Below are 11,256 nucleotides of genomic sequence, written 5' to 3'. Positions count from 1 at the left end.
CGATGGGCCGCCATCACGGGATAGGTGCGCCCGCAGCCCGGCCGCCCGGGCCGAAACCGCCGCCGAAACCCCAAACAAGGGGGCGGAGCTCACAAAGACGAGCCAGGCTGACACCTTTGGGCACATCCAGTCCATCGGCGCGCGAGGCCTTCGATGTGAAAGCGTATTGCGTCGCGAATTTCGGTTTTTCCACCTCGAGCACCGATCGCAATGCAGCCGGGTAGGTCCGGCAGCTAAGCGGAAAAATTGTTTCCGGCTTTTCGATGACTGCCACGTAACGCATTGCGCGACCTCTTCGGTTGGAAATGTCATTATGGCCAGCGGCCGATCATCTACACCGACGTAGTTGAACAGCAGCTCCTCCTGAGATCTTTCCTGCTCTAATGAGCACATCGTCACGGATATTGAGGACGGCTTCGAGTCAACGCTGAGCGCGGGGCGCGGTTCGGTGGGCGAGAGCGTCTACTCCCTCATGCCAGCCTCTTCACCACCAAATCCTCGCTGCGGTCCACTGAGAGCACAGGCTGACCCATCCTCAGGTGTAGCTCGATAGCCGACACGCTTCCCCATAGGGTCCCCGACGTGGCTTGTGACCCACACGTCTCGATCACGCAAAACAGGAGCGCATCATGTCGCAGGCAGAAACAAAAACCCGCACGACTGGTCAGCAGGAGACAAACATGAGCTTGGACAACATTTCACACCCCTCGATCCAGCACTGCGCCGACAGCCTGAACGCCAAGCACAGCAACGGTAGACCGGAGCCCGAATTGGTTCCGTCGCGCTACGCGCTGCAGGTCGGCGACATCGACGTGCTGGTGGTCAGCGATGGAGTGCTGCCGATACCAGCGCCGGTTATGGCATACAACGTCGACCCGGCCCTCCGGGCGGCCTGGCTGGACGACATGTTCCTGCCGCCGGACGTGCTCGAGTGGCCGCTGAACGTGGTCGTCGTACGCAGCGGCGACCGGACCATACTCGTGGACGCCGGGCTGGGGATGGACCCGGACTTGCACTTGCCGAGGGCCGGGCGGTTGGTCTCGCGACTGGAGGCCGCCGGCATCGATCTCGCATCCGTCACCGACGTGGTGCTGACCCATATGCACATGGACCACATTGGCGGGCTGCTCATCGACGGGGTGAAGGACCGGCTGCGTCCGGATCTGCGGATTCACGTGGCGGCCGCCGAGCTCAAGTTCTGGGAGTCGCCCGATTTCTCCCGCGTCTCCAACGGGGTTCCCGGATGCGCTGCGGCGGGCGGCCAGGCGGTTCGTGAACGACTACCACAGCCAGTTGCGGCCGTTTGAGACGGAGCATGAGGTGGCGCCGGGGGTGGTCGTCACGCTCACCGGCGGCCACACCCCCGGGCACAGCGTGGTCCGCCTAGCGTCCGGCGGCGATCGGCTGACCTTCGCCGGCGACGCCGTGTTCCAGGTCGGGTTCGACCAACCCGACTGGCACAACGGCTTCGAACACGACCCCGAGGAGGCGGCCCGCGTCCGGATCAATCTTTTGCGGGAGCTGGCGGCGACCCGCGAGCCGCTGGTGGCCACTCACCTGCCGTTCCCGTCTATCTGCCATGTGGCGGTGGACGGCGATGTCTTTCGTTGCGTGCCGGCTGTCTGGGACTACTGACCCGCGTATTGGGTTAGGGCCGAGCACAGCGTTTGAACGACCGCACGAGCAACGTCGCGAGCTTTGGCCGTTAAAGGTGGGTTGCCGTCAACCCACCTCCAAGCGATGAACTTGCCTATCAGCTATCTCAGCTACATCCGCTCGTAGCCCCGCAAGTATCACACTTCTCGCAAGTCCCGTTCCGCACCATCGTGAAGTTATGGCATTCCGAGCATTCGTTGCCGGTGTAGCCCTGCATCAATGATTGCTGGCGCCGGTTGGCGGCGAGCGCTTTGGCTTCGGCTGCTTCTTTCGCGGCCTCATCGGTGAACAGCTCCGTCGGGTCGGAGGCTTCCGCGTAGACGATGTCCTCGACCAGTTCCCTGGCGCGCTCCTCGTAGTCGCGCTTGTAGGCAATGGCCTCGTCACTGGCCGGCTTCAGCGTCAGCACGTTGGAGCCGGAGAAGGCGGTCGGGGCGGTACGGGCCGGAGTTCCGGAGCCCGAACCAGCAAAGCCCTTGGGCTCGGCACTCATGCCCGACACCAGCTTGACCGGCGAGGCACCGCGGGTGAGACCCTTGGAGAAGGGCGTCGCCTTGCCTTCGTTGATGCCGCGTCCGAGTGCGGTCTTGTCGAAATCCGACTGGTCGACATGGGCGAGGTCGTGGCGGCCGAGGTAGGAGACGGCAAGTTCGCGGAACACATAGTCGAGGATCGACGTGGCGTTCTTGATGGCGTCGTTACCCTGCACCATGCCAGCCGGCTCGAATTTGGTGAAGGTGAAGGCTTCGACGAATTCCTCGAGCGGCACGCCATATTGCAAGCCGAGCGAGATCGCGATGGCGAAGTTGTTCATCATCGCCCGGAAGGCGGCACCTTCCTTGTGCATGTCGATGAAGATCTCACCGAGGCGGCCGTCATCGAATTCGCCGGTCCTGAGATAGACCTTGTGGCCGCCGACGACCGCCTTCTGGGTATAGCCCTTGCGGCGGTTCGGCAGTTTCTCGCGATCGCGGTAGAGACGCTCGACGACGCGCTCGACGATCTTCTCGGTCACCTGCACGGCGCGCTGCGCGGCCGGTGCCGCGATCAGCTGCTCGACCGCTTCGTCCTCGTCCTCCTCGCCGTTGGCGAGCAGCGAGGCGTTGAGCGGCTGCGACAGCTTCGAGCCGTCGCGATAGAGCGCGTTGGCCTTCAGCGCCAGCTTCCACGACAGCATGTAGGCGCCCTTGGCGTCTTCCACCGTCGCGTCGTTCGGCATGTTGATGGTCTTGGAAATGGCGCCGGAAATGAAGGGCTGTGCCGCCGCCATCATCATGATGTGGCTGTTGATCGACAGCGAACGCTTGCCGATCTTGCCGCACGGGCTGGCGCAGTCGAACACAGGCAGGTGTTCGGCCTTCAGGAACGGCGCGCCTTCCAGCGTCATCGCTCCGCAGACATGGATGTTGGCGGCCTCGATGTCCTTCTTCGAGAAACCCAGCGCCGGCAGCATCTCGAACGAGAAATCATTGAGCTGCTCGTCGGTGAAGCCGAACGTCTCCTTCACCCAGTCGCCGCCCAGCGTCCACTGGTTGAAGACGAACTTGATGTCGAAGGCCGACTTCAGCGCGGCATTGAGTGCGGCGATCTTTTCGTCGGTAAAGCCTTTTGCCTTGAGCGAGCCGGGGTTGATGCCGGGCGCCTGGTTGAGATTGCCGTGGCCGACGGCATAGGCCTCGATCTCGGCGATCTGGCTCTCGGAATAGCCAAGCGTGCGCAACGCTTCCGGCACGGCGCGGTTGATGATCTTGAAATAGCCGCCGCCGGCCAGCTTCTTGAATTTCACCAGCGCGAAGTCGGGCTCGATGCCGGTGGTGTCGCAATCCATCACCAGGCCGATCGTGCCGGTCGGTGCGATCACCGTTGCCTGTGCGTTGCGGTAGCCATGCTCCTCGCCAAGCTCGATGGCGCGGTCCCAGGCGGCCTTGGCATGGTCGGCAAGCTCCTGCTGCCTGAGATCCGAGGCGACCAGCGGCACCGGGTTGACGGCAAGCTTCTCGTAGCCGTCCCTTTCGCCGTAGGCCGCGCGGCGGTGGTTGCGCATGACACGCAGCATGTTCTGCGCATTGCGGTCGTAGTCGGGGAAGGCGCCGAGCTCGGCGGCCATTTCAGCCGAAGTGGCATAGGCGGTGCCGGTCATGATCGCGGTGAGGGCGGCGCAAATGGCGCGGCCCTCGTCGGAATCGTAAGGAATGCCCGAGGTCATCAGCAGGCCGCCGATGTTGGCGTAGCCGAGGCCGAGCGTGCGGTACTCGTAGGAAAGCTTGGCGATCTCCTTCGACGGGAACTGCGCCATCATGACGGAGATTTCCAGCACCATGGTCCACAGCCGCACCGTGTGCTCGTAGGCAGCGATGTCGATGGTGCCGTCGGCGTTGCGATAGGGCAGTAGGTTGATCGAGGCCAGATTGCAGGCGGTGTCGTCGAGGAACATGTATTCCGAGCACGGGTTGGACGCCCGGATCGCACCGGCCGAGGCGCAGGTGTGCCAGTCGTTCATCGTCGTGTTGAAATGCAGGCCCGGATCGGCCGACGCCCAGGCGGCATAGCCGATCTTTTCCCAAAGATCGCGCGCCTTCAGCGTCTTCAGCACCTTGCCGTCCTTGCGGGCGGTGAGATGCCAGTCGCCGTCCTGCTCGACGGCGCGCAGGAAATCGTCCTTCAGCGACACCGAATTGTTGGAATTCTGGCCGGAAACGGTGAGATAGGCGTCCGAATCCCAGTCTGTGTCGTAGGTCTTGAACGACATCGAGGTGTAGCCCTGCTTGGCAAACTGGATGACGCGGTAGATGTAGTTCTCCGGCACCGCGTCCTTCTTGGCCGCCTTGATCTCGCGCTTCAGCGCGGTGTTGACCGCCGGATCGAAGCAATCGTCGCCATTGCCTTCGCAGTTGATGCAGGCCTTCATGATCGCTTCGAGATGCTTCTTGACGATCTTCGAGCCGGTGACCAGCGAGGCGACCTTCTGCTCCTCGTTGACCTTCCAGTCGATGAATTCCTGGATATCGGGGTGGTCGGCGTCGACGATGACCATTTTCGCCGCGCGGCGCGTCGTGCCGCCCGACTTGATAGCGCCCGCCGCGCGGTCGCCGATCTTGAGGAAGCTCATCAGCCCCGACGAGCGGCCGCCGCCCGACAGCTTTTCGCCTTCGCCGCGCAGGAACGAGAAGTTCGAGCCGGTGCCGGAGCCATATTTGAACAGGCGCGCCTCACGGACCCACAAATCCATGATGCCGCCCTCGTTGACGAGGTCGTCCTGCACGCCCTGAATGAAGCAGGCATGCGGCTGCGGATGCTCGTAGGAAGACTTCGACTTGGTCAGCTTGCCGGTGAACGGGTCGACATAGAAATGGCCCTGGCTCGGACCGTCGATGCCATAGGCCCAGTGCAGGCCGGTGTTGAACCATTGCGGCGAATTCGGCGCGACGCGCTGGGTGGCCAGCATATAGGCGAGCTCGTCGCGGAAGGCGCGCGCGTCTTCCTCCGACTTGAAGTAGCCGCCCTTCCAGCCCCAATAGGTCCAGGTGCCGGCAAGCCGGTCGAAGACCTGGCGGGCGTCGGTCTCGGAACCGTAGCGCTCGGCTTCCGGCAGCTTGGCCAGTTCAGCCTCGTCGGCCACGGAGCGCCACAGGAAGGAGGGAACCTGCGTCTCTTCGACCTTCTTCAGCCGTGCCGGGACGCCAGCCTTGCGGAAATATTTCTGCGCCAGGATATCGGCGGCAACCTGGGAGAACTGCGCCGGCACGTCGATGTTGTCCAAGCGGAACACCACCGAGCCATCCGGATTCTTGATCTCAGAAAGCGCCTTGCGGAATTCGATCTCCGCGTAAGCTGATTGCCCTGGCTTGGTGAAACGACGCTCGATGCGCATTGGTCCGGTCCCTTTTGTCTACATATAGCGCTTTTCCCAGAGGATTTCTGCCCTCTTGACGAAACGCGCATGCCCGCCGTCTGCCGGCGTTCGAAAACCCCGGCTCTCATCGTCACAGTCTCCGCCGCCCTGCCGGTCGAACCTCTTACGAGGCCGCTGTCCAACGCGCTCACGGACCCTGTGGGTCCCTCAAAACTGAAAACTTTTTGTAACGCCCTCGGTCGAGGGAAATTCACATTATCTAGCGTCGAACCTACCTGCAAACACTAAATATAGTATTAACAGACAATTTATTCAAGTCCGACAATCCTCCCCTTTCGCTCCCCAAGGCTTCAAAATCCCACGCCTTCGCCAGCCTCGTAAACAGGCGGGAATGCGGATCAAAACGCACATATTCCGGGAAAAAGACCGGCCTCGAAACTTTTCCGGTCGCGCTCTCAACAGGAGCGCATGGCCTATAAAAGGCGACTCGTTTTGCGCCGTCAAGGATTCGTTTGCGTAGCTTTTATGACCCCAACATCTTGTGTGTCACATATGTGGATAACGGGGATAGAAGCGGAGCGCAGCGAGGAAGGTTCGGCGCCGCGCGGAGGTGCTTCGGCGATGGCGTTCGCGGCACCTGACCGCGGCTATGCGCCGCCCGGGCTCAGGAGAACCGGCGTGGATCGGCGCAGAAATGGGCGATGATCTGGCGAAGGTCCGGTTCATGCACCATGCCCACAGCCTCGGCGGCGCTGACCCACTTGCGGGTGCGTGCCCGCTTTTCCTTCCACCGGTCGGCGACTTTGTCGACCTGCAGCGGGAACACCAGAACCTCGCACGGCACTTCCTCGCCAGAATCCAGCACCTTGGCGTAGAAATAGCGGCCGGCCTCGTGATGCGAGATCGTGCCGCGCAGCCCGGCCTCCTCGCCGGCTTCGCGCGCCGCCGCTTCGCAAAGCGGCTCCTTCGCTTCCGGCCAGCCCTTGGGAAGCACCCAACGGCCGGTATCGCGGCTGGTGATCAGCATGATTTCGATGCCGTCCCCGCTATCGCGCCAAGGCAACGCTGCAACCTGCAGGCGGGACGGCACCGCGCCGAAGAGTCGCTGGACCCTTTCGGCCAGATGGTTGTGCGTCGTTGGCCTCGTCAACATCGGAGAAGCTTGCCCCAGCTTCCAGAATCATTTGCCGTCTCATGAATCTTACGGCTAAATGTTTCATGGACCAGCGAAATTCTGCCGATTTGCGCCGGTCTCGCCCAAATGGGGCGGCCGCGCGAGCATCACGCCGGCATTTCTCGGCTGCGGATGGTGCCTTGGGCGGGCTGGTTGCAATAAGCGGCGGTGCCGCGAATCAGCCGGCGTGGTCGTCGGCGATCGGCTTCTGGTAGGTGAAGCCCATGTCCCACGGAAAATAAATCCAGGTGTCCTGGCTGACCTCGGTGACGAAGGTGTCGACCAGCGGCCTGCCTTTCGGCTTGGCGTAGACGGTGGCGAAGTGCGCCTTGGGCATCATCGCGCGCACGATGCCCGCCGTCTTGCCGGTGTCGGTAAGGTCGTCGATGATCAGCACGCCGGCCCCGTCATCCACGAGCAGCGCCGGCGTGACCTCCTTGAGCACCTGCAACTGCCCCTGGCTGGTGTAGTCGTGGTAGGACGCGACGCAGACCGTCTCGATGATGCGGATGCCAAGCTCGCGCGAAATAATGGCGGCCGGAACCAGGCCGCCGCGCGTGATACAGACGATCGCCTTCCATTGCCCCTTGTTGGCGCCGGCAAGCCGCCAGGCGAGCGCGCGCGCATCGCGGTGGAACTGGTCCCAGGAGACCGGGAAGGCTTTTTCGGGCAGGGACATCTTTCGCGCACTCCGCAAAGCGCGCATCGCGCGCAGACACTATGGAATGCGCGCGGAATTAACTGGAAAGGCTTGGCTTTGGCAAGGGGAGTGGAAAGCTATCCCTGTGAAGCTACCGCGACAGGAAAGCCGCCACCGGTGCGGTGCGCAGCACCGTCCGCGTGACCCCGCCGAACAGCAGCTGGCGCAGCCAGGAATGGCTGTAGGCGCCGAGCACGAGCAGGTCCGCACCCGTTTCGGCGACCCTGGTCTGGATGATGTCGTCGACCGAGGCGCCGCCGGACCTCAGCACCGAGACGCTGACGGTCGCGCCGTGCCTGGACAGCGAGGCGGCGATCTCTGCGCCGGCCGTTTCCGGCGCCTCGTCGAGCGTATCCGGCGGGTCGATGACGACGATGTCCGTCTTTTCAGCCTCGATGATGAAGGGCAGGGCATCGAAGGCCGCACGCGCGGCTTCCTTGCTGCCGTTCCAGGCGAGCAGCACATGCTTGAAGCTGGTCACCAGCGGACCCGAATGCGGCACCACCAGCACCGGCCGGCCGGCATCGTAGACCAGCGTGTCGACGTCGGCGCTCGGGTCGCTGCCCGATTCGCGCTGCGCGGCGATGATCAGGTCCGCGGTGCGAACGGTCGAGATGCCGGTCAGCGCGCTGTCGCCGGAAAAACTCTCGAGGCTGCGCCATTCGAACGACAGGCCGGAATTCTCGACGCGATTGTGAAAGGCGGCCTGCAACTTCTCGGCGCGCTCCCGGTTCATGTCGGCCGAAACCTGCAGGAACTCGGTGTCCGGAAAGCCGGTGGCCGAGGTGTAGGGCACGGGCAGCGCCTCGGCATGAATGCCGATCAGATGGCTCTGGAACCGGCTGGCCAGCGGGATCGCGCAGTCGAGCACGCGCTCGGCGTCCTGTTCGTTCTGCAGTATGGCGACGATGGTCTTGAATCGCATGGCCGTCCGTCACTCCTTACGGCGATCCCATCGTGACAAACGTCACTGCGTGATGCTTGGTTCCGTCACGCCGGCCGATCAGCCCGCCTTGTTTGCCTTGATCAAACCCGCCACCATAGCCTCTACGTCGGCGCGTGCGGAGTCCAGCGCCTGCCGGCTGCGGGCGCGCACCACCAGTTCCGTCCAGAATTTGCCGTCGCCATATTTCGGATAGGAGCCGATGATCGTTTCCGGATGCGCCTTCTGGATGTCGCCCAGCGGCCCGCCGATCAGGCCTTCGCCGAACGGACATTCCACGGTGGCCGACAGCATTTTGGTGCCGGCCCGCAACGTCGGCACGACATTGTCGAGCATCGCCTGGAAAATCGCCGGCACGCCGGCCATGACATGGACGTTGCCGATGCGAAAGCCCGGCGCAACCGACACTGGGTTGTCGATGTGGTCTGCCCCGCGCGGCATCCGCGCCATGCGCTTGCGCGCTTCCGTGTATTCGATGCCGCGGGCAGCATAGCTTGCCTCCAGCAGGGCGTAGGCCCTGGCGTCGTATTCGCATGGCACGCCGAAGGCCTTGGCAACCGAATCGGCGGTGATGTCGTCATGCGTCGGGCCGATGCCGCCGGTGGTGAAGACATAGGTGTAGCGGGTGCGCAGCGCATTCACCGCAGCGACGATCTCGTCTTCCTCGTCCGCAACGATGCGCACTTCCTTCAGGTCGATGCCGATCGCCGTCATGATATCGGCGAGGTGGCCAATGTTCTTGTCCTTGGTGCGGCCGGACAGAATCTCGTCGCCGATGACGAGCATGGCGGCGGTGACGATTTCGGTCATGGCAGGCTCCGGCAAACGGGTCGCCTGAGATAGCGCGGCGGACGGCCGGCGGCAATGCCGCCAAACGACGGATCCACCTGTGCCACCTCCCTTGCAGTGGACCCTTCGGCGGGTGATGCTGCGTGCCGGTTTGGAGCCTTGAGCAAGACATGCCGGTACCGATTCTTCCATGGCTGCCCGGCGCGCTGGTTCTGCTGGTGCTCGTCGTGGCAGCCTATCCTCTGCTGGCGACACGGCGGATCGCGGCGAAAGCCGAAAGGCTGGTGCCGGCCAGCGGGAAATTCATCGAGATCGACGGCAACCGCATTCATTATGTCGAGACGGGCGAGGGCCGGCCGATCGTCTTCCTGCACGGTCTCGGCGCGCAGCTTCATCATTTCCGCCACACGCTGTTCGGAATTTTCGGCTCGAACTATCGGCTGATTGCGCTCGACCGTCCGGGCTCCGGCTATTCGGTGCGGGCCACGGGCGCCAGCGGGCGGTTGCCCGAGCAGGCCGAAATCGTGCGGCGCTTCATCGAAATGCTGGGACTGGAAAAGCCGCTGATCGTCGGCCATTCGCTGGGCGGAGCCATCGCACTGACGCTGGCTGTCGAGCATCCCGAGGCGATTTCCGGTGTCGCCTTGCTGGCGCCGCTGACCCATATGGAGCCGGACGCGCGCGAGAAGTTCGGCCCGCTTTACATCAACTCGCCGTTGCGGCGCCGGATCATGGCTCATACGATGGCGATCCCGGCGGCTCTCAAATATGCAGAACGCACGTTGGCCTTCATCTTCGCGCCACAGACGGCGCCGGCCGACTATATGGTCGAGGGCGGCGGCTGGTGCGGACTGAGGCCAAGCCATTTCTACGCAACAGCGACCGATGTCGTGGCCATCGCGCATGACCTTGGCCGCATCGAGCAACGCTATGGTGAAATCACCATGCCGGCCGGCATTCTGTTTGGTGCTTCCGACCGCGTGCTGGGCATCGGTATCCACGGCTGGCCGGTGATGGAAAAGATCAGCGGGCTCGATTTCGAGCCGGTCGAGGGGCTTGGCCACATGCCGCAATTCGTCGAGCCGGAACGGGTCGTCGCTTTCATCGAACGCATTGCCGACCGCGCATTTGCGCCGAAGTCCGACACCGGCAGCTGACACCCTCCCGGACGCGGTATCGGCCGGCAGGGTGCCGCCCCGCGCATCCCGGCCGCCGGGAATACCTCCGAACCTAATCAGGATATCGGCTATTCCTTCACGGCTCCGGTCATCGAGGAAACATAGTGCTCGACAAAGAACGAATAGAGCACCACCACCGGCAGCGAGCCGATCAGCGCTCCCGCCATCAGCGCCCCCCATTCATAGACGTCCGAGCGCACCAGCTCTGTGAGCACGCCGACCGGCACAGTCTTGTTTTCGGACGACTGGATGAAGGTCAAGGCGTAGATGAACTCGTTCCATGACAGCGTGAATGCGAAGATGCCAGCGGAAATCAGGCCCGGCACCGACAGCGGCAGCACGATCTTGGTGAGGATCTGCCAGCGGCTCGCCCCGTCGATCAGCGCGCATTCTTCCAGCTCGAACGGGATCGAGCGGAAGTAACCCATCAACAGCCATGTGCAGAACGGGATCAGGAAGGTCGGATAGGTGAGGATGAGAGCGAAGGGCGTGTCGTAAAGCCCAAGGTTGAACACCATCACCGACAGCGGAATGAACAGGATCGAAGGCGGCACGAGATAGGCGAGGAACACCGCGAGGCCGACCTGACGCGCCCCGGAGAACCTCAAGCGCTCGATCGCATAGGCAGCGAACACCGCAGCCAGCAGCGACAGGAAGGTGGCGGCGGTCGAGATGATGATCGTGTTGAGCAGCCAGCCCGGATAGGACGTCTCGAAGAGCAGGTAGCGGATATGCTCGAGCGTCGGATGCACCACCCAGAACGGGTTGAAATTGGCGTAATCGGTCATCTCGAGATTGGGCTTAACCGCCGTGATCGTCATCCAGTAGAACGGAAACAACAGCACGATGACGAATATCAGCAACGGCAGGTAGACCGTCACCACGCGGCGCGGCACGCTCTGCAGGTAGCCCATGCCGCCTTCGTCGAGTTCCGGGCGTTTGCTCGTTTCGATCGCGGTCATG

The 11,256-nt window shown here is 63.1% G+C and carries 8 protein-coding genes and 1 pseudogene; 2 read left to right on the top strand and 7 right to left on the bottom strand.

Annotated elements, in window-relative coordinates:
* Positions 1-13: 13 nt before the first annotated feature.
* The gene (locus NKJ84_RS29895; protein ID WP_352509439.1) at positions 14-283 is read right to left on the bottom strand and encodes a type II toxin-antitoxin system HicB family antitoxin; all 270 of its coding nucleotides are present in this window, start codon (positions 281-283) and stop codon (positions 14-16) included.
* 346 nt (positions 284-629) lie between these two features.
* Here NKJ84_RS29895 and NKJ84_RS29890 point away from each other — a divergent pair.
* Positions 630-1,635 (top strand): annotated as a pseudogene (locus NKJ84_RS29890) (MBL fold metallo-hydrolase).
* A gap of 127 nt (positions 1,636-1,762) precedes the next feature.
* Here NKJ84_RS29890 and NKJ84_RS29885 read toward each other — a convergent pair.
* The 5 genes from NKJ84_RS29885 to NKJ84_RS29865 form a co-directional block, all read right to left on the bottom strand.
* A complete protein-coding gene (locus NKJ84_RS29885; protein ID WP_352509438.1) occupies positions 1,763-5,527 on the bottom strand; it encodes a vitamin B12-dependent ribonucleotide reductase in 3,765 nt (1,254 codons plus the stop codon).
* 646 nt (positions 5,528-6,173) lie between these two features.
* Positions 6,174-6,662, bottom strand: coding sequence for an NUDIX hydrolase (locus tag NKJ84_RS29880; RefSeq protein ID WP_352509436.1), 489 nt, complete (start codon positions 6,660-6,662; stop codon positions 6,174-6,176).
* A gap of 199 nt (positions 6,663-6,861) precedes the next feature.
* Complete coding sequence (gpt, locus tag NKJ84_RS29875) at positions 6,862-7,362, bottom strand: xanthine phosphoribosyltransferase (RefSeq protein WP_352509435.1); 501 nt, start codon at positions 7,360-7,362, stop codon at positions 6,862-6,864.
* 112 nt (positions 7,363-7,474) lie between these two features.
* Positions 7,475-8,308 (bottom strand): universal stress protein, encoded by an 834-nt coding sequence (locus NKJ84_RS29870; RefSeq protein ID WP_352477397.1) that lies wholly within the window; start codon positions 8,306-8,308, stop codon positions 7,475-7,477.
* A gap of 78 nt (positions 8,309-8,386) precedes the next feature.
* Complete coding sequence (locus tag NKJ84_RS29865; RefSeq protein ID WP_352509434.1) at positions 8,387-9,136, bottom strand: competence/damage-inducible protein A; 750 nt, start codon at positions 9,134-9,136, stop codon at positions 8,387-8,389.
* 149 nt (positions 9,137-9,285) lie between these two features.
* Between NKJ84_RS29865 and NKJ84_RS29860 the strand changes: the two genes are divergently transcribed.
* Positions 9,286-10,272, top strand: coding sequence for an alpha/beta fold hydrolase (locus tag NKJ84_RS29860; RefSeq protein WP_352509433.1), 987 nt, complete (start codon positions 9,286-9,288; stop codon positions 10,270-10,272).
* An 89-nt stretch (positions 10,273-10,361) separates the two neighbouring features.
* Here NKJ84_RS29860 and NKJ84_RS29855 read toward each other — a convergent pair whose 3' ends face one another.
* Positions 10,362-11,255: a carbohydrate ABC transporter permease gene (locus NKJ84_RS29855; RefSeq protein ID WP_023717433.1), complete on the bottom strand. Its 894-nt coding sequence runs from the start codon at positions 11,253-11,255 to the stop codon at positions 10,362-10,364.
* Position 11,256: the final 1 nt, after the last annotated feature.

The organism is Mesorhizobium sp. M0048 (genome assembly GCF_040323405.1).
Classification (GTDB): domain Bacteria; phylum Pseudomonadota; class Alphaproteobacteria; order Rhizobiales; family Rhizobiaceae; genus Mesorhizobium.
Note: the sequence above shows the minus strand (reverse complement) of the source record. Positions and strands in the feature narration are given on the sequence as shown.

Bases quoted from the DNA above. Each gene is read 5' to 3' on its own strand.
- NKJ84_RS29860 (WP_352509433.1), top strand. From the start codon at position 9,286: ATGCCGGTACCGATTCTTCCATGGCTGCCCGGCGCGCTGGTTCTGCTG.
- NKJ84_RS29880 (WP_352509436.1), bottom strand. From the start codon at position 6,662: ATGTTGACGAGGCCAACGACGCACAACCATCTGGCCGAAAGGGTCCAG.
- gpt (WP_352509435.1), bottom strand. From the start codon at position 7,362: ATGTCCCTGCCCGAAAAAGCCTTCCCGGTCTCCTGGGACCAGTTCCAC.
- NKJ84_RS29855 (WP_023717433.1), bottom strand. From the start codon at position 11,255: ATGACCGCGATCGAAACGAGCAAACGCCCGGAACTCGACGAAGGCGGC.
- NKJ84_RS29895 (WP_352509439.1), bottom strand. From the start codon at position 283: ATGCGTTACGTGGCAGTCATCGAAAAGCCGGAAACAATTTTTCCGCTT.
- NKJ84_RS29865 (WP_352509434.1), bottom strand. From the start codon at position 9,136: ATGACCGAAATCGTCACCGCCGCCATGCTCGTCATCGGCGACGAGATT.
- NKJ84_RS29870 (WP_352477397.1), bottom strand. From the start codon at position 8,308: ATGCGATTCAAGACCATCGTCGCCATACTGCAGAACGAACAGGACGCC.
- NKJ84_RS29885 (WP_352509438.1), bottom strand. From the start codon at position 5,527: ATGCGCATCGAGCGTCGTTTCACCAAGCCAGGGCAATCAGCTTACGCG.